The sequence below is a fragment of the Streptomyces sp. NPDC002328 genome (genome assembly GCF_042890065.1).
GTDB lineage: Bacteria > Actinomycetota > Actinomycetes > Streptomycetales > Streptomycetaceae > Streptomyces.
Genome location: NZ_JBIARQ010000037.1, coordinates 19,973 through 41,634, shown reverse-complemented (window position 1 = coordinate 41,634; position 21,662 = coordinate 19,973). Strand labels below are relative to the sequence as shown.

General features: G+C 72.2%; 13 protein-coding genes and 1 pseudogene. 7 read left to right on the top strand and 7 right to left on the bottom strand.

All coding sequences use genetic code 11. The features are described from left to right. Nucleotides 1-449 precede the first annotated feature (449 nt). From ACFYX4_RS40340 to ACFYX4_RS40315, 6 genes are all read right to left on the bottom strand, one after another. Entirely contained in the window at nt 450-1,439 is a 990-nt protein-coding gene (locus ACFYX4_RS40340; RefSeq protein ID WP_389344848.1) for an aldo/keto reductase, read from the bottom strand. A 273-nt stretch (nt 1,440-1,712) separates the two neighbouring features. Continuing rightward, nucleotides 1,713-2,888, bottom strand: coding sequence for a substrate-binding domain-containing protein (locus tag ACFYX4_RS40335; RefSeq protein WP_389344846.1), 1,176 nt, complete (start codon nt 2,886-2,888; stop codon nt 1,713-1,715). 65 nt (nt 2,889-2,953) lie between these two features. Continuing rightward, entirely contained in the window at nt 2,954-4,090 is a 1,137-nt protein-coding gene (locus ACFYX4_RS40330; protein WP_389344843.1) for an ABC transporter permease, read from the bottom strand. Continuing rightward, on the bottom strand, nt 4,087-5,658 hold the full coding sequence (locus tag ACFYX4_RS40325) for a sugar ABC transporter ATP-binding protein (protein WP_389344841.1): 1,572 nt from the start codon (nt 5,656-5,658) through the stop codon (nt 4,087-4,089). The genes ACFYX4_RS40330 and ACFYX4_RS40325 overlap by 4 nt, the downstream gene beginning before the upstream one ends. Nucleotides 5,659-5,781: 123 nt before the next feature. Further along, a complete protein-coding gene (locus ACFYX4_RS40320; protein WP_389344839.1) occupies nt 5,782-8,679 on the bottom strand; it encodes a SpoIIE family protein phosphatase in 2,898 nt (965 codons plus the stop codon). 171 nt (nt 8,680-8,850) lie between these two features. Then, nucleotides 8,851-9,822: a cyclase family protein gene (locus tag ACFYX4_RS40315; RefSeq protein ID WP_389344837.1), complete on the bottom strand. Its 972-nt coding sequence runs from the start codon at nt 9,820-9,822 to the stop codon at nt 8,851-8,853. A 273-nt stretch (nt 9,823-10,095) separates the two neighbouring features. Between ACFYX4_RS40315 and ACFYX4_RS40310 the strand changes: the two genes are divergently transcribed. Beyond that, nucleotides 10,096-11,280: a type III polyketide synthase gene (locus tag ACFYX4_RS40310; RefSeq protein ID WP_389344835.1), complete on the top strand. Its 1,185-nt coding sequence runs from the start codon at nt 10,096-10,098 to the stop codon at nt 11,278-11,280. Between the two features lie 17 nt (nt 11,281-11,297). Here ACFYX4_RS40310 and ACFYX4_RS40305 read toward each other — a convergent pair whose 3' ends face one another. Then, on the bottom strand, nt 11,298-13,580 hold the full coding sequence (locus ACFYX4_RS40305) for a SpoIIE family protein phosphatase (RefSeq protein ID WP_389344833.1): 2,283 nt from the start codon (nt 13,578-13,580) through the stop codon (nt 11,298-11,300). Nucleotides 13,581-13,933: 353 nt separating this feature from the next. Here ACFYX4_RS40305 and ACFYX4_RS40300 point away from each other — a divergent pair, with 353 nt between their 5' ends. The 6 genes and pseudogenes from ACFYX4_RS40300 to ACFYX4_RS40275 form a co-directional block, all read left to right on the top strand. Then, nucleotides 13,934-14,350, top strand: coding sequence for a hypothetical protein (locus ACFYX4_RS40300; protein WP_389344831.1), 417 nt, complete (start codon nt 13,934-13,936; stop codon nt 14,348-14,350). Beyond that, on the top strand, nt 14,347-16,368 hold the full coding sequence (locus tag ACFYX4_RS40295; protein WP_389344829.1) for a GMC family oxidoreductase: 2,022 nt from the start codon (nt 14,347-14,349) through the stop codon (nt 16,366-16,368). Before ACFYX4_RS40300 ends, ACFYX4_RS40295 begins: the two co-directional genes overlap by 4 nt. After that, nucleotides 16,365-18,218: a peroxidase family protein gene (locus tag ACFYX4_RS40290; RefSeq protein ID WP_389344827.1), complete on the top strand. Its 1,854-nt coding sequence runs from the start codon at nt 16,365-16,367 to the stop codon at nt 18,216-18,218. Before ACFYX4_RS40295 ends, ACFYX4_RS40290 begins: the two co-directional genes overlap by 4 nt. A 1-nt stretch (nt 18,219) precedes the next feature. Next, the gene (locus ACFYX4_RS40285; protein ID WP_389344825.1) at nt 18,220-20,352 is read left to right on the top strand and encodes a trypsin-like peptidase domain-containing protein; all 2,133 of its coding nucleotides are present in this window, start codon (nt 18,220-18,222) and stop codon (nt 20,350-20,352) included. A gap of 15 nt (nt 20,353-20,367) precedes the next feature. Then, nucleotides 20,368-21,237, top strand: a complete 870-nt coding sequence (locus tag ACFYX4_RS40280) for a peptidoglycan-binding protein (RefSeq protein ID WP_389344823.1) — start codon at nt 20,368-20,370, stop codon at nt 21,235-21,237. A 167-nt stretch (nt 21,238-21,404) separates the two neighbouring features. After that, a pseudogene (locus ACFYX4_RS40275) lies at nt 21,405-21,647 on the top strand (peptidoglycan-binding protein); the annotation flags it as partial. Nucleotides 21,648-21,662: the final 15 nt, after the last annotated feature.

Below are 21,662 nucleotides of genomic sequence, written 5' to 3'. Positions count from 1 at the left end.
ACATCGCACCGGCCGGTGCATGACCGCAGGGGCTGTCCGGCCTCACGGCCGGACAGCCCCTCACCAAGATCTTCATCGGCCTTCTAGGGCGTGTTTCGAAAGTAGCGCCGTCCGCCCGCAGGGCGGGCCCGGCGGCGTCTGGTGCGTGCGATCGCAAGGCGGAGGGTCGCCCCGATACTGGATGTATCGGGGTGATCCCGACAACGCGGCTGGGGGTCCCCCCTCTGGGGGAGTGCGTGCCAGGCGTCGCCGGGCTGGGGGCACCTCCCACGTCCTTAAGGCAGTGGGGGAGGGACTTTCGAAACACGCCCTTGGGCGTACGCGCTCCCCCGGCCACCTGCCCCGTACGCCTGGGCAGGTGGCCTGCCACGGCGGGCGGGGATACGGGGAGCGGCTGCGCGGCCGCCTCTGGCCGGCTGCATAGGTGTCTCGACCAGGCGGGCCGCGGCTCAACGATTGACGGATCGCATCCCTGCCTCGTCATACCGCTCGCCCGCCGCATCGGGCAGCTCCGCGTCGATGCGGGCCAGGTCGTCCTCGGTCAGCGCGATGTCGGCAGCGGCGGCGTTCTGCTCCAGGTAGGTGCGGCGCTTGGTGCCTGGGATCGGCACCAGGTCCTCGCCCCGGGCCAGCACCCACGCGATGGCCAGCTGGGCCGGGGTCACGTCCTTCTCGGCGGCGATCTCCTTCACCTTCGCCGCCAGCCGCAGGTTCGCCTCCAGGTTGGCGTCCTGAAATCGCGGGTTCTCGCGGCGCCAGTCGTTCGCGTCCAGCTCGCTCGGCGAGGTGAACCGCCCGGCCAGGAAGCCGCGTCCGAGCGGCGAGTACGGTACGAAGCCGATGCCCAGCTCACGGCAGGCGGGCAGCACTTCGGCCTCCACGTCCCGTGACCACAGCGAGTACTCGCTCTGCACCGCGGTGATCGGGTGCACGGCGTGGGCCCGCCGGATGGTCTGCGCACTCGCCTCGCTCAGCCCGATGCCGCGCACCTTGCCCTCGGCGACCAACTCGCCCAGAGCGCCGACCGTCTCCTCGATGGGCACGTCCGGGTCGACCCGGTGCTGGTAATACAGGTCGATACGGTCTGTCCCCAGACGCTTCAGGGACCCGTGGACCGAGCTGCGGACGTGCTCGGCCGAGCCGTCCTGCGCACCGACCGTACTGATGTCGCCGGGTACGGCGTCGTCCATACGGTAGTTGAACTTCGTCGCGATCACGTACTCGTCGCGATGCCCCCGGATCGCCTCGCCGACGAGCGACTCGTTGGTGAGCGGCCCGTACATCTGCGCGGTGTCGAGGAAGTCCACTCCGAGGTCCAGGGCGCGCCGGATGGTCGCGATCCCTTCCTCCCGGTCAGTGGAACCGTAGAAGGCGGACATGCCCATGCACCCGAGGCCGATGGCCGATACCCGGAGGTCCCGCAGACTGCGCTTCTGCATTGTGTGTCCCAGCCTTTCTGCACACTCGTTCGAAGTCCGGGCGGCACGAAGCCCCTACCCCATGAAGCGACGGATCCCGCCGCCCGGCATCCCGGCAGGGCGGATCCGGGCGACACCGGCCGCGCACGCCACGGTGTCCGCGACGCTACGCCCTCGAGCGCACTCCAGCGCAAGCCGGCCCTTCAGACGGACGGATCCGGCGAGCCGGGCCGGGCGGCCTCAGGGCCCTCGGCCCGGCTGGGACGGGAGAAGGAAGGCGTGCCGGCACCATCGTCACCTGATCCAGATCTTCCGGTACGCCTCCCGGTAGCCCGATGGATCCCAGGTCGTGACGCCGTCGCTGTTGGCGGCCGTGGTGATGTGGACGGGGGCGACGTATCCGCTGGCGGGGCGGCCCGCGAAGGCGCGGTTGAACTCGTCGACGATCTGCCAGCCCTGCTGGGACAGCGGCTCGGGCACGGTGGCGGCCTGGTACAGCCTGTTGTCGATGCGCTGGAAGGCGGAGGGGTCGCCGTCGCCGGCGCCGATGTTGAACGGTGGGCCGGAGCCCTTCTCGCCGGCGGCGCGGAACGCGGGGGCCGCGTCGGCGAAGTACAGGTCGTTGATGGCGACGGAGTGGGTCCACCTGTCCTGGAAGCGGGAGAGGAGCGAGGCGATCACCTGCGGGGTGCGGCTGCTCGCGTCCGGGATCGGGATGTTCTCGTACGCCAGCAGCTGCACGCCCGAGCAGGTGGCCAGTTCCTTTCTGATCAGTTCGGACTTGTTCCTGGCGAAGGGGATGGAGGCGTCGGTGATGACCACGACTCCGGCGTGACCGTTGGAGTGCGCGATGACCCACTGCGCGCTGATCCTGGCGACGTCCTCGACCCGAGTGGTGACGTTGGTGAAGAGCTCGGGCCGTCGGCTGGGGCCGGGAGCGGCGACGGCGTGCCAGCCGACGAGCGGGATGCCCGCCTCGTCGGCTCTCGAGACCTGCTGCGAGGTCGAGTTGGGGTCGAAGCCGCCGATGACGATGCCGGAGGGCCGGACGGCCACGGCCTGGCTCATGGCCGCCTGGATGCCGGCGGGGGTTCCCCCGCCGTCGATCACCCGGACGTCCCAGCCGATGACCCGCGCCGCTGCCCGCACCCCGTCCGCGGCGCCGGCGACCCCGGGGTTGGTCATGGTCTGGGCGACGTAGACGATGCTCTTGCCGGGCTGCGCCGCGGGGCCGGTGGTCGGCCCGTTCCAGGAGACGTCCGTCTCCTCCGCCCTGTTCACGGCGGACTGGGCGCGGGCGTGGACCGCGGGGCAGCCGCTGGGGCCCGCGGTGGCCTCGTCCGGCCCGCTCCGCGAGCCGCGTTCGCAGCCGGCGAGGACGGTCGCCGCCGCCAGCAGGGCGCAGGCGGCGAGCCGGGCCCGGCGGACGGCGGTGGCGGCCTTGCGGTTGCGGTTGCCGTTGCGGTGCACGAGGGCTCCTCACGCGGTCATGGGCGAAAGGACGCGACCGGGCGCGGAGGCGCCCTTGGCGGGGGTCATGGGGCGTTGGCCTCGGGGCCGCCGTCCCGCGTCGGGGGGAGCGGTGGCTCCGGCGGCCCGGCGGGCGCATCGCGGGCGGGCACGGCGCCGGTGCGCAGTCGACGGCGGGCGGCGTAGCCGGCCAGTCCGACGGCGAGGAGCAGGGTGGCGCCGTGGAACAGCGGGACCGTCCAGAAGTCGGCTCCCATCTGGCCGATGCCGGTGAGGCCGACGGCCAGGACGGCGACGGCGACGACGGTGCCCAGGGCGTTGGGCCGGCCGGGTTGGATCACGGTGGCGCCCAGCAGCGCGCCGACGAAGGCGGGCAGCAGGTAGTCGAGGCCGACGCTGGGATTGCCGATCTGCTGCTGGGCCGCGAGCAGCACACCCGCGAAGCCGACGATCAGTCCGGACGCGGTGAACGCGTAGACGGTGTACCTGGGGGTCGGGATGCCGATCAGGCCGGCGGCGCGCGGGTTCGACCCGATGACGTACAGGTACCGGCCGAGCGGCAGCCGTTCCAGCACGACCCACAGGACGGCCGCGAGGGTGAGGACGTAGTAGGCGGGGACCGGCAGGCCCAGGAACGTGGAGTCGTAGAGGTCGGTGAAGGCCGCCGGGAGGCCTTGCGCGCCGGGGACGATCCGGCCGCCGTCGGTGACCCAGCCGGTCGCGGCGTACAGCATGCTGCCGGTGCCGAGCGTGGCGATGAAGGAGTCGATCCGGCCGAACACGACGATGACGCCGTTGAGGACGCCCACGGCCGCCCCTCCGGCGATCACGGCGAGGCAGGCGAGCGGCCAGGGCCATCCGAGGTTGACGATGAGCTGCATCACCATGACGTGTGCGAGACCGAGGCCGTAGCCGATCGAGAGGTCGAACGCGCCGGTCACGATGGGGACCATGGCGGCGAGCGCGAGGACAGCCGGGATCGACTGGTTGGACAGGATCGAGTCGACGGTGTCCAGGGTGGGGAACGTCCGCGGCAGGGTGAGGGAGAAGATCAGGAGGAGCAGGGCGGTGAGGGCCAGCAGGCCGTAGGCGCCGATGAGGTGCGCGCCCCGGCCGCGCAGCCGGCCCGGCCGGCCCGGCCTGCCCGGTTGGCGCGACCGGGGCGAGGGGGGCGATGGCGAGGACGAGGGCGTGGGGGTCATGGGTTCGTCGCGGTTCCGGAAGTCGGCATGGCCGAGGCCGACCGGGTGAGCCCGGCGACCGTGAGGGCCGGGCCGCTCAGCTCCGCCGTCACGGACCCGCCGACGAAGACCAGGGCCCGCCGGCACACGTCGGCGACCTCCTCGAAGTCGGTGGAGATGAGCAGGACCGCGAGGCCGGCGGCCAGCGCCTCGTCGAGCAGCCGGTAGACCGCGGCCTTGGCTCCCACGTCCACGCTCGCGGTCGGCTCCTCGAGGATCAGCAGGCGCAGGCCCACCCGGAGCCAGCGGCTGATCATCACCTTCTGCTCGTTCCCGCCGGACAGGGTGGCGATGGGGGCCTCGCTGTCGCGGGGCTGGACGGCGAACCGCTCGATGAGGGCGGCGGCCTCGGCGCGTTCGCGCCGGGGGCTGATCCAGCGCGGTGTCGGCGGACTGCCCGCGCGGGGGTTGGCGAGGAGGTTCTCGCGTACGGTCAGCCCGGCGAGGCAGCCCTCCCGCTGTCGGTCCCCGGGCACCAGGCCGACGCCCAGACCCACGGCGTCCGCGACCGTACGAGGGCGGTACGGCCGGCCGCCGAGGAGCACCGTCCCGTCGAGGACGGGCAGGGCGCCGGCGAGGGCTCGTCCCAGGTCGGTGTGTCCGGCGCCCGAGAGGCCGACCAGGCCCAGGACTTCTCCGGCCCTGAGTTCCGCGCTGACCGGTCCCGCGCCGGCGGTCCGTACGCCGTCGAGGGTCAGGACGGCGGGGCCGTCGGCGGTGGGGCCGTCGTCGGCGGTGACGCGGGCGGGACGGCGGTCCGCCGGTTCCTCGCCGACGATGTCGTGCACCAGGCGGGCGGGGCTGTGACCGGCGAGGGGGCCGTGGCTGACGAGGTGTCCGTCGCGCAGGACCGCGAAGGTGTCGGCCACCTCGTACACCTCGTCCAGGCGGTGGCTGACGTAGAGGATGCCGTGCCCTCGGTCGCGCAGGGCGTGCAGCACGCGGAAGAGCCGGGTGCAGTCCACGGCCGGGAGGCGGGCGGTCGGCTCGTCGAGGACGATGAGCTTCGCCCGTGCCGCCAGGGCCCGGGCGATGGCGACCAGTGAGCGCTCCGTGGGGGCGAGGTGGGCGATCGGTGTGTCGGGGTCGAGATGCGCGGCGACGGTCCGCAGGGCCTCGGTGCAGTGCTCGCGGGTCCGCCGCCAGGAGATCAGTCCGGCGCGGCGCGCGTATCCGGTGCTCAGGGCGATGTTCTCGGCGACCGTCATCCACTCCACGAGACCGAGGTCCTGGTGGATGAAGGACATGCCGGACGACGCGGCATGGCTTCCCAGCGGGTGCCCGTCCACCGTGATGTGCCCCGCGTCGGCCTGGTGGACGCCCGAGAGCACCTTGATGAGCGTGGACTTTCCGGCGCCGTTGGGGCCCAGGAGGGCGAGGACGCTGCCGGCGTGGACGTCGAGGTCGACCCCGGCCAGCGCGACGGTCCCCCCGAACCTCTTGCGGAGTCCGCGGACGCGGACCAGGGGTTCCGGTCCCAGGGGCGGAATCGCCTGGTCAGCGGGGTCGGGAGCGTCGTACACGGACATCTCCCCGGGGTCGGCTGGATCGCTGACGAATAGCTGACGGATCACTGACGGATCGGATCGCTGGATCGAATCACTGGCGGATCAGATGATGACATTTCGGCCATCGCATGTGAGGCATTGCCGTCAAACACCGGCGAGCCCGCACTCGGCCCAGATGACCTTGCCCTGCGGGAGATAGCGCGTGCCCCAGCTCCGCGACAGCTGCGCGACGAGGAACAGGCCACGGCCGCCCTCGTCGGTGCCGGCCGCCCGGCGCAGGTGCGGGGCGGTGTTGCTGGCGTCGGAGACCTCGCAGATCAGGGTGCGGTCGTGGATCAGCCGGACCCGGATGGGACCGGCGCCGTGGCGGATGGCGTTGGTGACCAGCTCACTGAGCATGAGTTCCGCGGCGAACGCGGTTTCGTCGAGGCCCCAGTCGGCCAGCTTCCGGACGGCGTCGGCGCGCACTTCGCTGACCAGGGCCGGGTCGGCGGGCAGGTCCCAGGTGGCGATCCGGTCGGGGTCCAGGGCGTGGGTGCGGGCGACGAGCAGGGCGATGTCGTCGCTGGGATGAGCGGGCGCCACGGTGTCCAGGACGGCCTGACAGGTCTCGTCGGGCGTGCGCTCCGCCTGGGCCAGGACTCCTCGCAGCTGGTCGAGGACCACGTCGACGTCGCGTTGCCGGTCCTCTATGAGTCCGTCCGTGTAGAGCACGAGCCGGCTGTCCTCGGGGAGGTGGATCTCGGCGGCCTCGAACGGCAGGCCGCCGAGACCGAGAGGCGGTCCGGCGGGCAGTTCCGGGAACGACACCGCGCCGCCGGGGTGGACCACCGCGGGCGGAGGGTGGCCCGCGCGGGCCATGGTGCACTGCTGCGACGTCGGGTCGTAGATCGCGTACAGGCAGGTGGCGCCGATGATGCCGCCGCCGTCGGAGACGGGGTCCTCCCGGTCCAGGCGTCCCACGAGATTGTCGAGGTGGGCGAGGACGTCGTCCGGAGGGAAGTCGAGCTCGGCGAAGCTGCGCGCGGCGGTGCGCAGTCGGCCCATGGTGGCGGCGGAGAGCATGCCGTGTCCGACGACGTCGCCGACGAAGAGGCCGACACGCGTCCCCGACAGGGGAACGACGTCGTACCAGTCGCCGCCGACGTCGGATTCGGCGGGCAGGTAGCGGTGCGCGACCTCGACGGCGGCCTGATCGGGCAGACCGTGCGGGAGCAGGCTGCGCTGGAGGGCCAGGACCATGGTGCGTTCGCGCGTGTAGCGCCGGGCGTTGTCGATGGACAGGGCGGCCCGGACGGCCAGTTCCTGGACCAGCCGGCGATCGTCGTCGGTGAAGGGGGCGGCGTTCCGCCCCCGGTAGAAGCCGGCGACGCCCAGCACGACGCCGCGGGCGATCAAGGGCACCGCGATGAGGGAGTGGATGTGGCTGAGCAGTTGCTCGGTGAGCTCGGGGTCCTGCGCGAGCCAGCCCGAGGCGGTCTTCAGGTCCGGTTCCAGCACCGCCTGCCCGTCGGCCAGACACCGTAGCTGGGGCGTCGTCGGGCCGTAGTCGACCCGCTTGCCGACCGGCCGGAAGGGAAGGCCGTCGCGAATGCCGTGGACCACCGTGCGGCGCAGATCGCCGGCGGCATCGGCGGACTCCTCACCGCGCAGCACGGCCTCGGGCAGGTCGACGGTGACGAAGTCGGCCAGTCCCGGGACCGCGGTCTCGGCGAGTTCCTCGGCGGTGCGGCGTACGTCCAGGGTGGTGCCGATGCGGGTGCTGACCTCGGAGAGCAGTTCCAGGCGGCGTCGCGCGGCCAGGGCGACCGTCCCTACGTGCGGCTCCCCCACCAGCACGAGCCCTCGCGCCGGGGGCGGGGAGTCCGGGGGACGAGCTCTCGCTCCGTCGGTGTCCGTGGCCGTGCCGTCCTGTCCGGGTCCGACTCCGGCTTCGGTTCCGACTCCGGCTTCGGCTCCGCCTGCGGCTGCTGCTCCGACTCCGGCTTCGGCTCCGCCTGCGGCTGCTGCTCCGACTCCGGCTTCGGCTCCGCCTGCGGCTGCTGCTCCGGCTGCGGCTCCGGCTCCGGCTCCGGCCGCGGGGAGGTGCATGGAGAGTTCAGCGGGGAGGCTCAGCGGCTCGTCGGCCTGCTGCGGGGCGGTGAGGGGCCGTCCCGGTGAGAGGCCGGGAAGGACGGCTTCGATGGCGATGCCCGCCACCTCGGAGGCGCTCGTCACGGGACGGCTCACGAGCGTGACCAGCCGGCCGTCGGACAGCTGCACGTCGGCGGTGGCTCGATCCCCTCGGGAGATCATCTCGGTGGCCTTCTCCACGAGGGCGGACCGGTCCCGGGGGCGCAGTTCGAGGGCCATTTCGTCCACCCCGACGCCGTGGTGAAGGCCGGACACGGTTCTCGCTCCCGCGTCCAGGTACGCCCGCAGGAGAGCGCGACCCCGCGCGGAGCTCTGCCCGAGCAGCCGCCGCTCGATGGCCGCTGCCGCCTTGCGTATCACGGCGCCCAGCGCCGGGTCCTCGGCGCTGCGCGGGTAGCCGAAGCACAGGACACCCTCGATACGGCCGCTGAGCGGGTCCCGGACGGGGAGCGCGCGGCAGGCGCTTCCCTGGGAACGCTCGGCGAAGTGCTCGGCGCCGTAGACCCGGATGAGCCGGCGCTCCGCCAAGGCGAGACCGATGCCGTTGGTGCCGGCGACCTCCTCGGCGAACACGAATCCCGGGACGCGTTGGATCGCCGGGAGAGCTCTCGCCGGGGACGCTCCTCCGAAACGGCGCAGCAGGACCGTGCCGCTCGCGTCGGCGACGGAGATGTTCATCGCGCTGCCGGCGAACCGGGCCTGCAACCGGTCGAGCACGGGCGCGGCCGCACGCACGATGCGCCCGTCCGGATCGAAGTCGTCCCGGAAGGGAAGGTCGTCCTGGTCCGGCGAGAGGCCCAGGGCTCCGCAGCGCTGCCATGAATTCAAGATCGACGCCCGTACGCCCGGCTCGACCGGGTCTCCCTGGAGAAACCGCTCACGCGAACGAGCGGGCCCTGCGCCGTCCATCGCAGGCCCCGTCGGCATCGACTCCCTGCCGGGCAGAACCACGCTGCGCCTCACTCACGCCCTCAATGGCCCGATCCTAGGAAATTTCCGGCATCGACGAGAACACGAGACACAAGAATACGGGACATAAGAATACGGGACATATAGGGCGAAACCGAACGGGGGGCGTCGTCACAGGACCGCGACCGGGGTGACCGGTGAGCCGGTACCGCCCGGGACGTTCAACGGTGCCACGACCAGCATGAATTCATAACGCCCCGCCTCGGCGGTCGCGACGGAGAGCGCCTCCAGGTCGAGGTTGTCCAGCAGGGGCACACCCATCGCGGACAGGGCCAGGGCGTGGACCGGCGAGTGCACGCCGTCCACCGGCGAGGGCCGCACATCGCTGTCGCCGTCGCCGCCCAGCAGCGCGATGCCACGCTCGGCCAGCAGCGGTACGGCGTTCACGTGGAAGCCCGCGCTCGCCGTGCCGGGGTCCCAGGCCCCGAGTTCCGTGCGGCGGCGGACGTGCCCGGAGCGCAGCAGCAGCGCGTCGCCCTCGCCGATCGTCACGTCGAGCGCCTTCTCCGCGGCGATGACGTCCTTCGCATGGACCGCTCGTCCCGGCTCCAGCCAGCGGACCCCCAGCACGGCGGGGAGGTCGAGGAGCACGCCCCTCGTGACGAGGGGGCCGAGCGTCGACACCGCGCCGAAACGGGCGCCGGCGGCGTCGACGGCCTCCTTCGCGGTCCGGCCGTCGTAGAGCCGGCCCTCGTAGGCGATGTGGCTCAGCGCGTCGAGGTGGGTGACGCCCTTGCCGTGGTAGTCGGCAGCGATGAAGTCCTTGTAGGTGGAGGGTTCGGGGGCTTCCACATCGCCCAGATCGGTCATGTGGTGCAGGGCCGGTCTGCGGTTGTCGGGGCCGGGCCGGGTGTTCCAGGGCAGCGCCATCGGGACGACGGTCCCGGACCGCACCGTGGCCGCGGCCCGCCGCACATGGCCCGTGGTCACCCGGTTCCACGCGCCACGGTCGGCCGGGGCCCACCGCCCCCACGTGCGAACCGCTTCGAAGAGCGCGTCGAACTGCCGACGGGACACGGCAGGACCGTTGTCGGTGGCGGCGGGGACGGGGTCCGGGATCTCCCGGTCGAAACTCGAGCTCATCTGTTCTCACCGTCACTCCGGGAGGGCGGGTGGAGGGTGCGTGCCCTCGCGTGACTTCCGATTCTCGGCGAACATGCGGGGCGTCGCGAACGCCGACACTCGCTCGGCGGGGAAGAGGAACGCCCGGCATGTTTTCGTTCGTACGGAAGCGGATCCGAAGGGGCGAATGCGAAGTAGAGTGCGTTGACGGTGGCTTGAAACCAGTTCACCGAACAAGGTGGGTTTAGAGGGGACTTCGCATTATTTGTCTGATGTGAGCGAAAGGTGCGTATCGTGGGTGCCTACTTGTGTCCTCCGGCCGTGGTGCACGGCGAACACGTCGTGGAGACCGACCAGATCGTGGCGGAGGTGCGCGGCAAGCATCCGCAGGCCCCCTGGCTGCCGCGGATCGACGGCATCGCCGCGAGTACGGGAATCGTCTCCCGCGGATGGATGCTCCCGCTGGACGCGGCCGCCGCGCCCGGCAGCGGGAGCGGTCTGCGAACTCCGGGCGCCGGTGCGGCCCGTGAGGCGCTGGCCCGCGACGGGTTCACCGAGCCGGAGGCGGAGCGTGTGATCGCCGTGCTCGATGCGGTGCCGGCGCCGCAGACCGTCCAGGAGCGCACCGCGCCGGCCTGGGCCGCCGTGCAGACCTACGGGGAGCGCGCCGCCCGTCGAGCCCTGCGCGCCGCCGGGCTCGACGCCGCCGACGTCGACTGTCTGATCACCAGTCACTCCACCACCCCGGCACTCCCTGGGCTGGACCTGTCCCTCCTCAACCGCCTTTCGCTGCGCGGCGATGTGCTGCTGCTGCCGGCCACCCAGTGGGCCTGCATCGCCGGCACACGGTCGCTGGCGCTGGCGGCCGAACTGGTCGCCGCGGACCCCGACCGGGTCGTGCTGGTCGTGATATCGGAGGCGCTCAGCACCACCTACCAGCCCGCCGACGACACCCTTGAATCCCTCATCGTCCGGCTGCTGTTCGCGGACACCGCCGTCGCCGTGGCGGTCACGGGCCGCGCCCGGACGGAGTCGATCCTGCGCCTGGACGCGTTCTGGCACCACACCCTCCCCGGCACCACCGACCTGCACCGGCTGGACACCCGGGACGACGGCACGCACTTCGTCATGGACCGGCGCGGTCCGCGTGCCGTGCAGGAGACGGTCGCCGCGATGTGGAAGTGGTTGCGCGCCCGCCACCGCGGCGACGCCCACGGCTGGCATCCCGATCTGCTGCTCGCGCATCCCGGCGGGACAAGGGTCCTCGAATACATGGAACAGACGATGCCCGACGGCTGGCCGACCGGGCTTCTGGCCCACAGCCGCGACAGCTACACCACGGGCAACCGCGGCGGCGCGGCCGTGCTCGACATTCTGCGGCGCGCGCACGACGCCGGCCAGAAGTCGGGCAGCCGTACGGTGCTGTACGCGGCGGCACCCGGGCTGACGGCCACGGCCGCGGAAGGCGAGTGGCTGTAGCAGGCCAACTCAAGCCATCACCCCGGCAGTTCCGCCCACACAGCCTTTCCGGCGTCCGTCCACCGCACCCCCCACCGGCTGGCCAGCTGGTGGACGACGTGCAGCCCCCGCCCCCCGTCGTCGAGCAGTTCACCGCGGCGCAGGCGTGGTCTGCCCTCGCCGGTGTCGCCGACCTCGCACGACAGATGGCCGCCGGCCCTCACCAGCCGCACCGTGACGGGCCCGGCGCCGAACCGGACGGCGTTGGCGACCAGTTCGCCGATCACCAGCAGCGCGGTGTCCCGGGCCTGCTCGCCGGTGCGCCAGCGCCGCAGGAGCGGGGCGGCGAGCGCGCGGGCGCGGGCGGCGGAGTCGCCGCGGGCAGGCAGTCGCCAGAGCGCGCTGTCCCGGCTGCGGCGGCCGGTCATCCGGGCGAGCAGCAGCGTCACGTCGTCGCGCGGGTGTCCTCGCGGGGCCCGGGCGGCGACCATGCGGCGGGCGGCCTGCTGGAGGTCGTCCCAGGGGCGCACCTCGCGTGCCGCGCCCGCGAGCCGGGCGATGCCGTCGTCGATCGAGGCCTGCGGATCCTCCACCAGGCCGTCGGTGTACAGGACGAGGAGCGAGCCGGGCGGCACGGCGAACTCGTGCACCTCGAACGGCTCCCGCACGGCGAACCCGGCTCCCAGGCCCGGGTGCGGCCGTCCGGCGATCGTGCGGGCGGACCGGTCGGGACGCACGAGGACGGGGGGCAGGTGGCCGGCGTTGGAGACGGAGAGCCGGTGGCCGACGGGATCGTAGACCGCGATGCAGCATGTCGAGCCCAGGGCGCTGTAGCCGGCTGCCAGGCCCGCGTCGGTGTCGTCCAGGAGCGTGACCGTCTCGTCCAGACGTGCGAGCACCTCCCCCGGGCCGAGCCCCGCCGACAGCAGCGCGCGGGCCTCCATGCTCAGCTGGCCCATGGCCGCCGCGGCTCCCAGGCCGTGTCCGACGACGTCGCCGACCACCAGCGCGGTGCGGTCCCCCGGCAGCGGGAAGCTGTTCACCCAGTCTCCGCCCACGCCCGCGCTGTCGGGGGTGGTGGGCTCGTAGACGCTGGCGACCTCGATGGCGTCGCTGCCCGCCCGCGGCAGCAGCCGGCGCTGGAGCGCCAGGACCTGCGCGTGCTCCCGCTGGTGTCGGCGGGCCAGATCGACATGGCGGGCGGTCTTGGTCACCAGTTCCTGGAGGTCGAGCAACTCGCCGTCGCCGAAAGGGCATTCAGGCGGCCGCCAGACCTCCGTCACGCCCAGCACCACGGGTCCCGGTGCACCGTGCGGTCCGTCCACGACGAGCGGGATGCAGGCGACGCTCACCGGCCGGCTGCCCGGCACCAGGGCGCGCACCAGCCGTGGATCGCCGAGCGCGCGCTCGATCGCCTCCCGTCCGGGAATGACGACCGCCTGCGGGACGTCGTCGCGCAGGACCGCACCGGCCAGGAGGCGGCTCGCCGCGCAGGGCAGGTCGTCGCCGGCGGTCAGGTATCCCCCGGGCCAGGCCCGGTCCGGCACCAGGGCCGCCCGCCGCAGCCGGATGCGTTCGTGCGCCTGCCCGGTGACCGCCTCGCCCGTCCACACCGCGTAGTCGAGGTCGACCGCGGCCACCTCACCCCACGCGAGCAGCGACCGGGCGAGGGACCGCGCGGTCTCCCCGATGTCCAACGACGTCCCGATGGCCGCCGCGGAGGCGTACAGGTGCAGCCGCCTCGCCATGGCGATCAGGGACACCGTCAGCCCCTCCTGCGGCGGCGCGGCCGGCAGGATGCTCATCGACACCACCAGCTCCGTGCCGTCGTCCCGCCGCAGCCGCTGGACCCGGGCCACATGCGCCTCGCGCGTCTCCAGCACCCTCCGCAGCCGCTGCGTCACCGTCGGCACGTCCCCGGGCGGCAGCAGATCCGCGAACGCGGCGCCCGGCGCGACGCTCACGCCGGCGAACGGAGCGGCGTCCAGGCTGCATCCGGTGATCTTCAGATCGGGGTCGAGGGTGACCACCCCGAGGATCTGCTCCCCGCTTCCCGATCCCCCGCCGGTGTGCGAGCGCCGGGGCGCGTGGGAGTCGCCCGACGGCACGGCGGCGGCGTCCGCCGAATCCGCTCCGGCCCCCGACTCCGCTTCGGCCCCCGGCCCCCCTCCGGTCCCCTCTTCGGCACCCGACCCCGCTCCAGCCCCCGGGCCCGGGCCCTGGCCCGTGACGCAACCCGCCAGCGCACTGCTCACCTGGTCGAACGGCGAAGCAGAGGAAGCGGCGGAGGAAGCGGAGGAATCCGAGGGGGTGGAGTTCATACGGCCCACACAGTCGCAGACCCGGCGCATACACATGCACACGCCGGAAGACAGCCCCGAGTCCATGCGGCCGAGCCCCTGAGAACCCTCACCGCACATCCCATGAGTAACACAAAAACCCGGCCCACCGTAGACGGGGCGGTAGCGCACGGAGGAAACACACGGACAAGGGCCTCACCGGCGAGGTCGCGCGCGTGTCATGACGCCGGTGAGTCCTGGGGCCTGAGGTGCAGGGCGGCCGTCGTTCCCCTAGCGTGGAGAACAGAGTGTTCTCCGGGGTGTGTTCTCCCCCGGCGGGGGGTCGGCGGTCGTTCCCGTCACCGCAAGAATCACCGCTCTCGTCAGGAGCCATGATGGCCACCCACAAAGGCGGCCCGCGCGCTGCCTCTGTCTACGCGCTCGCCGGCATCCGGCTTTTCAACGGGGCCGCCGGTCTGCTCACGCCCGACCTGCTCATCCGGCGTCTCGACCCCGATCGTGAACCGCCCAGTCCGGCGGCCGTGTACGCCTTCCGGCTCTTCGGGATCCGGACGATCCTGCTCGGCCTCGATCTGCTCACCGACCGCGACGAGCGGTTGCGGGAGGATCTGCGCGACGGCGTCCTCATCCACGGCAGCGACACCGCGACGGCGGCCACACTGGGCCTGGGCGGCGGGCTTCCGCCGCGTACGGCGGCGCTGACCACGCTCATCTCGGCCGTCAACACCGCACTGGCCGCCACCGCGCTCGCGGACTCGGTGAAGGTGAAGGCGAAGGGGCAACGGAGGTGACGTCCGGCGCGGCGGGCACGGCGGCGCCGGGAGGGCCCGGCGCCGTTCCCCCGACCGAGGAGACGGGTTTCGACTACGTCGTCGTCGGAGCCGGGGCCGGGGGCGGGCCGTTGGCTGCCAACCTCGCCGCCGCGGGCATGCGCACCCTGCTGCTCGACGCGGGCGGCGCCACGGAGAACGACAACTACCTGGTGCCCGCCTTCCACACGGACGCCTCCGAGGACCCCGTCCAGTGCTGGAACTACTACGTACGGCACTACGCGGACGAGCGGCAGCAGCAGCGCGACAGCAAGTTCGTCGCCGAGCGGGGCATCCTCTACCCGCGTGCCGGGACGGTCGGCGGCTGCACCGCGCACCACGCGCTGATCACCGTCTATCCGTACAACCGCGACTGGGACGCGATCGCGGAGGTGACCGGTGACAGGACTTGGCGCAGCTCGGCCATGCGCCGGTACTTCGAGCGGCTGGAACGCTGCACCTACCGGCCCAGGCCGAAGGAGCCGCCCGCCAACCCGCTGCTGGCGGCGCTGCTGAAGATCCTGCCCTTCGTCGGCGCCCGGTACCGCAACGACGCACGCCACGGGTTCGACGGCTGGCTGCCGACTGCTCTCGCCGATCCCGAACTGGCCGTGCAGGACAAGCAGTTGCTGAAGGTGATCCTCTCGGCCGCGGAGGACGCGCTGGCCGACTTCCTCGACCGGCCGCTGTCCCCGCTGGAGGGGCTCGGCTCGTTCGTCGACCCCAACGACTGGCGGGCGCAGACGCGTGCCTTGCAGGGGCTGTGGCAGATCCCCCTCTCCACGGCGGACGGGCGGCGCAGCGCCGTGCGCGAGCGGGTCCAGGCCGTGCAACGAAGCCATCCGGGCAGTCTGGTGGTCCGTACGCACGCTCTGGCGGCCCGGATCGTGCTGGACGGGACCGGAGCCGCGGCCGGTGTCGACTATCTGGACGGGGCGCACGCCTACCGGGCCGACCCGGCGAGCCGGCCGGACGCCGCGCCGCCGGTCCTGCGCAGGGTCCTGGCCTCCCGTGAGGTGATCCTGGCCGCGGGCGCCTTCAACTCGCCCCAGCTGCTGATGCTTTCGGGGATCGGACCGCGTGAGGAACTCCAGCGGCACGGCATTCCCGTACGGGTCGATCTCCAGGGCGTGGGCGCGAATCTCCAGGACCGGTACGAGGTCGGCGTGGTCAGCGAGATGGACCGCGAGTTCCCGGTGCTCCGGGACTGCGACTTCCACGCGCCGCGGCCGGGGAGCGAACCGGACCCCTGCTACCGGGAGTGGCGGCGCGGCGAAGGGCTGTACACGACCAACGGCGCCGTCGTCGGTCTGACCCGCAAGTCCCGTCCGGAGCTGGACGCGCCCGACCTGTTCATCTTCGGCGGGCCCTTCGACTTCCGTGGCTACTACCCCGGTTACTCCCTCGACCTGACCCGCAGTCGGGACCGTTTCACGTGGGCGATCCTCAAGAGCCGCACCCACAACACCGGGGGCCGGGTGCGGCTGCGTTCCGCCGACCCCCGTGACACCCCGCTGGTGAACTTCCACTACTTCGAGGAGGGCACGGACGACGACGCCGAGGATCTCGAAGCGATGGCCGGGGCCGTCGAGTTCGTGCGCGGGATGAACCGCAGGGCCGGCTCCGTGATCCTGGAGGAGCTGTGGCCCGGCGAGGAGATCGTCGGCCGCGACGGCGTCCGCCGTTTCGTGCGGGACGAGGCGTGGGGCCATCACGCGTCCTGCACCTGCCGGATGGGACGCGCGGACGACCCCTCGGCCGTCGTCGACAGCGCGTTCCGGGTGCGCGGGGTGGACCGCCTGCGCATCGTCGACGCCTCGGTCTTCCCCCGCATCCCCGGCTTCTTCGTCGCCGCCCCCATCTACATGATCAGCGAGAAGGCGAGCGACGTGATCCTCGCGACCGCCCGAGGAGCGGCCTCCCGAGGAACGACAGCCCGAGCAACCGCTGCCCGAGCACCAACCGCCCGAGGAGCACACGCCCAAGGAGCACCGCGATGAGCAAGCAACGCCGCGCCGGCCGACGTTCCGCAGCCGGATACCGTACGTCACTGCCCTGGCGGATCGTCACCGCCGTCGCCGAAGGCGTGGACCGGCGCGTCGGCTGGGACCGACTGCCCGTCGTTCCGGGCCTGTTGACGCTCCTCGGACTGCGCGTCAAACTCCGGCAGCGGAACCTGCACGACACCGGCCGGCTGCCCTCGGCAGGTCTGCCCGATCCCGCGCCTCCCGCCGAGTCGCACAAGGTCAACCGGACCGCCGACGGCAGCCACAACGACCTCGCCGAACCGCGGATGGGCATGGCGGGCACCCGCTTCGGCCGGAACATCCCGCTGGACCGGATCGCGTCGGCCGCGCCCGAGGACGTCCTGTCCGCGCCCAGCCCGCGCGAGGTCAGCCGCGCCGTGCTCACCCGCGGCGAGCTGACCCCCGCCGAATCGGTCAACTCCCTGGTGGCCGCCTGGCTTCAGTTCATGGTGCGGGACTGGTTCAGCCACGGGACCAGCCCTACCGAACGCCCCTGGGAAGTGCCGCTCATGGACGACGACCCATGGCCGGAACACCCCATGCGGATCATGCGGACGCCGGACGACCCGACCCGCGACCCGCAGGCGCCCGCCGGGACGCCCGACACCCGGGTCAACGTGTCCTCGCACTGGTGGGACGCGTCACAGATCTACGGGACCAACGAGACCGAGCAGCGTCTGATGCGCGCCGGAGAGCTGGGCAAGCTGCATCTGTGGGACGACGAGCAGTCCCCCATCCCCTCGGACCCTTCCCGGGACCCGTCTCACATCCCCGGCTTCTGGCTGGGCCTGGCCATGATGCACGACCTGTTCGCCCGTGAGCACAACGCGATCTGCGACCACCTGCACGGCGCGTACCCGTCGTGGAACGACGAGGAACTCTTCCAGCGCGCCCGGCTCGTCAACGCCGCGCTCCTCGCCAAGATCCACACCGTGGAGTGGACGCCGGCCGTGATCAGCCACCCCACCACCGTCAAGGCGCTGCGCGCCAACTGGTGGGGCATCGCGGGCGAGCGCGTCCACAACCTCTTCGGCCGGATCAGCGACAGCGAGGTCGTCAGCGGCATCCCCGGCGGCGAGACGGACCACTACGGCGTCCCGTACTCCCTCACCGAGGAGTTCGTGGCCGTCTACCGCATGCACCCGCTCATCCGCGACGAGTGGCATCTGCGCGCCGCCGCCGACGACTCGAGCCTGCGCCACTGCAACCTGCGCGACATCTCGGGCCCCGGGGCGCTGAAGGTCCTGGAGACCTCCGAGATGGCCGATCTGCTGTACAGCTTCGGCACGCTCCACCCCGGACTGGTCACCCTGCACAACTTCCCCAAGTTCCTTCAGGAGTTCGAGCGCCCCGACGGGCAGTTGCAGGATCTCGCCGCCACCGACATCCTGCGCTCGCGGGAGCTGGGCGTCCCCCGCTACAACGAGTTCCGGCGGCTGCTGCGGCTGAAGCCCGCGGCCGACTTCCTCGAACTGACCGAGAACCGGGCCTGGGCCGAGCAGATCCGGGGGCTCTACGACGGCGACATCGAGAAGGTCGACCTCATGGTCGGGCTGTACGCGGAGAAGCTGCCGGCCGGATTCGCCTTCAGCGACACGGCGTTCCGCATCTTCATCCTGATGGCGTCCCGCCGACTCAACAGCGACCGCTTCTTCACCGAGTACTACACCCCCGAGGTGTACTCCAAGGCCGGTATGGCCTGGATCGACGACAACTCCATGATCACGGTGCTGCTGCGCCACCACCCGCAGCTGCGTACGGCTCTCACGGGGCTGACCAACGCCTTCGTACCGTGGCACACCTCAGCGGCGGCGGTGACCTGACATGGCAGCCGAGGACAGGGCCCGCGAGGAACGCACACGTCAGGCCGCGGCGGCGGCCACGCGGTACGCGCAGACCGGCGACGAGCGGCGGGCGGTCGAGGAGCGGCAGGACGCGGGCGTCGCCTTCCCGGATTCGCAGGAGGCCCTCGCCGCGCGCGCGGCCCGCCTTCTCGACCGGCAGGCGGTGCCCGCCGCCATGGCGGTGGAGGCGGTCCGGGCGGAGCCGCTGGCCGCGACCGCCGCGTACGAGCGCATCCTCGGCGTGTCCAGGGATCTCCAGGCCTGGAGCTTCCTGCCGCGCGGCGCTCGGGCGGCACGCACCGTCGCCCGGATCTCGGTCCGCGACAACGGCCGTGAGCTGCCGGTCGGCACCGGCTTCCTGGTCTCGCCGGGACTGCTGCTGACCAACCATCACGTCCTCAGCGACGCCGAGGACGCCCGGCGGTGCTTCGTGGAGTTCGACGCCCAGGTCACCGTGGACAACACACCCCAGCCGCCGACCCGGCTGGAACTCGACCCGGACGCCTTCTTCGCGGCGGACGAACGCCTCGACTTCGCCCTGGTGCTGGTCGCCCCCGGCCCTGACCTCCGGCCCGTCGGGGAGACGTTCGGCTGGAACCGGCTCAGCGTCCAGATGGGGAAGCTGGTGATCGGCGAGCCGGTCAACGTCATCGGGCATCCGATGGGGCGGCTCAAGGAGATCGCCGTACGCGACAACACGCTCCAGGTGCGCCTGGACGACTTCCTCCACTACACGACGGACACCGAGCCGGGGAACTCGGGCTCACCCGTGTTCAACGACCAGTGGGAGGTCGTCGCGCTCCACCACAGCGGAGTGCCCAGGACGGACGCACAGGGCCGCGTCCTGCGCCGCGACGGACAGCTCTGGCGGCCCGGAGACGGCGACGACGCGATCGACTGGGTGTCCAACGAGGGCGTCCGCATCAGCTCCATACTGAAGCACCTCGCCGCGCTTCCCCTCACCCCGCGGCAGCGGGAACTGCTAGCGGAGATGGGCCCGGAGACGGGGCTGAGCGTCGCGGAGGGAGCCGTCGGCGCGAGGGCTGCCGGGGCGGGGGTGATGGCGGGTGCGGCCGTGTCGCCGGCCGCGGGTACGGAGGCGGCTTCGGCTCCGAAGACTCCGACTGCGGGTGCCGGTGCGGGTGTTGGCGTTGGACTTGGGCGGAGCGCCGCGCGTGTGGGTCTGCGTGCCCGGGACGGTGCGTTCGGCGGCGACCGGCATCTGGTCTTCCTGCACGGCCGCTCCCAGGAAGGCAAGGACCCCGGGAACCTGCGCCGCGAATGGGCGGGCGGGCTCAACCAGGGGCTCGTCCGCGCCGGGCTCCCCCCGGTCGACCCGGCCGACGTCTGGTTCCCCTACTACGGCGACACCCTCGTGCAGGCCCTCACCGCGCACGAGGCCGTCCCCCGTATCGTCGAGGCGCCGACCGCCACCGCGGCGGAGGTGGTCGCGCCCGCCACCCCCACCGCCCGTGCCGTGTACGAGGAGATCCTCGGCGAGGCGGCCGTGAAGTGGGACATGCCGCGAGAGGGCCGGCCGGCCACCGAGCGAATCGGCCTGGACGACGTCACCGGGGCCCTTCAGAAGCGGCTGAGCTGGCTGGCCGCCAGGAGCGACCTCGACACCTGGGCCATCGCCCTGGTCTTCCGTGACGTGGCCGCGTACCTCGACGACCGCCGCATCCGCGACGAGGTCCTGGACCGCGTGCTCGAGACGATGCCGGACACCGGTGAGGTGGTGCTCGTCAGTCACAGCCTCGGCACGGTCGTCGGCCTGGATCTCGTCACCCGGCTGTCCCCCGCGGTGAACGTCGTCCATCTGACCACGGCGGGCAGTCCGCTCGGCCTGGACGGCGTGTACAGCAGGCTGCTCGTCGGCGGGCCGAAGCGGCCGGACGTCGTCGCGGACTGGCTCAACGTCTGGTCCCCGAAGGACGCGGTGGCCATCGGCTGTCCGCTGGGCGACGACTGGGCGGACGGGCTGACCGACCTCGCCGTGGTCAACGCGCGCGACCGGGCGCACAACATCGCCGAGTACCTCGCCCACACCGAGGCCGCCAGGTCGATCGGCAGTCGCCTCGGCACCCACCTCGACACCCGCATCGGCGTCTGAGGGAAGGATCTCGCCATGCCTGAACCATGGCTGCCCCAAGCTCTCCGGGCGGACCTCGGGGATCACGCTCCCTGTGACGCCGACTTCCCCGCCAGGGCGATCGCCCACATCACGGCGGACCTGGAGGCCACCCCACAGGCGCCTCTGAACCTGGTGCCCTTCACCAACCTGAAAGGCTTCTTCACCGGCGACGGCAAGGGGCAGGCGCCGCACCTCCTGTGGGACCCCTTCACCGGGGCGTTCGCCCAGTTCTTCCCTGCCACCTCCCGCAGCAAAGCCGTGTTCGACGCGGCCGGCGGGGTGCGCACCAACCGGGCCGGCGAAGTCGTCATCCAGATAGAGGCCCTGTTCTTCCCGCACTGCCGTGTCGACGGCCGGGTGTTCGCCAAGCTGGTCGACACTCCCTGCAAGGGCTGGGACACCCTCCACACATGGATCCGCTCGTGGGGCGTTCCGGACGTCTGGCCCATGGGCCGTCCGACGTCCCTGACCCGCAACACCTGTCCCACCGACACATGGAGGTCGCGGGGCGGCTGGTACGCGCATGCCCATGTGCCGGAGAACGACCATGTCGACCCGGGTTCCTGGCCGGCGTTCGTGTTCCGGCCGTCCGAACCGCCGCCCGTGGGGCCTCGGTTCGAGCCGTTCCCCGGATCCTCGTTCTTCCGGCCGGGGCGCACGTCCCCCGTCATCGCGGCCATGCACGGCCGGCTCGTCGCCGAGGACTGCGACCGTTACACGTCCAGCACCCATATCGACGTGTGGGGTCCGGGCGATGTGCGGTCCTACCTCGCCTGGCAGCAGAAGCTGGGACTCGCCGGCAGCGCCGCCGACGGCATCCCCGGCCGGTTCAGCTGGGACAGGCTGGGTGTGCCCCAAGTCTGAGTCGCGCGCCTGCGTATTGCCGAATTTGCGCGCGCCTGCCATCGGGCGCATCGTGGAAACAGGGGTGACTGTGACCGGGGCATCCCGTCGGCGCCACCGGATTCTTCGGTTGACCCGCACCGGGATCCGGCCCCTTTCCGAACTGAGAAGGAAGAGGGAGCATCATGCCTGCGCTGGCGCCGTTCCCGGGAACGGCATTCTTCCGCAACGGACAACGCAGTCCCGTGATCGCCGCGATGGGCAAGCGCCTCGTGGCGGAGGGCTGCGGGAAATACACGACGGGCCCCGGTCCCGAGTGGACCGTCGCCGACCAACAGTCGTACGCCGCCTGGCAGCGCAAGCTCCGGTTCACCGGAGCCGACGCCAACGGCATTCCCGGCAAGGCCTCCTGGGACCGGCTCCGCGTCCCGGCCGCGACGCCCAGG

What these genes read in the sequence shown, in the direction of transcription:
- ACFYX4_RS40340 (WP_389344848.1), bottom strand. Translation starts at nt 1,439, where the DNA reads ATGCAGAAGCGCAGTCTGCGGGACCTCCGGGTATCGGCCATCGGCCTC.
- ACFYX4_RS40330 (WP_389344843.1), bottom strand. Translation starts at nt 4,090, where the DNA reads ATGACCCCCACGCCCTCGTCCTCGCCATCGCCCCCCTCGCCCCGGTCG.
- ACFYX4_RS40325 (WP_389344841.1), bottom strand. Translation starts at nt 5,658, where the DNA reads ATGTCCGTGTACGACGCTCCCGACCCCGCTGACCAGGCGATTCCGCCC.
- ACFYX4_RS40320 (WP_389344839.1), bottom strand. Translation starts at nt 8,679, where the DNA reads ATGGACGGCGCAGGGCCCGCTCGTTCGCGTGAGCGGTTTCTCCAGGGA.
- ACFYX4_RS40315 (WP_389344837.1), bottom strand. Translation starts at nt 9,822, where the DNA reads ATGAGCTCGAGTTTCGACCGGGAGATCCCGGACCCCGTCCCCGCCGCC.
- ACFYX4_RS40305 (WP_389344833.1), bottom strand. Translation starts at nt 13,580, where the DNA reads ATGAACTCCACCCCCTCGGATTCCTCCGCTTCCTCCGCCGCTTCCTCT.
- ACFYX4_RS40300 (WP_389344831.1), top strand. Translation starts at nt 13,934, where the DNA reads ATGGCCACCCACAAAGGCGGCCCGCGCGCTGCCTCTGTCTACGCGCTC.
- ACFYX4_RS40290 (WP_389344827.1), top strand. Translation starts at nt 16,365, where the DNA reads ATGAGCAAGCAACGCCGCGCCGGCCGACGTTCCGCAGCCGGATACCGT.
- ACFYX4_RS40285 (WP_389344825.1), top strand. Translation starts at nt 18,220, where the DNA reads ATGGCAGCCGAGGACAGGGCCCGCGAGGAACGCACACGTCAGGCCGCG.
- ACFYX4_RS40280 (WP_389344823.1), top strand. Translation starts at nt 20,368, where the DNA reads ATGCCTGAACCATGGCTGCCCCAAGCTCTCCGGGCGGACCTCGGGGAT.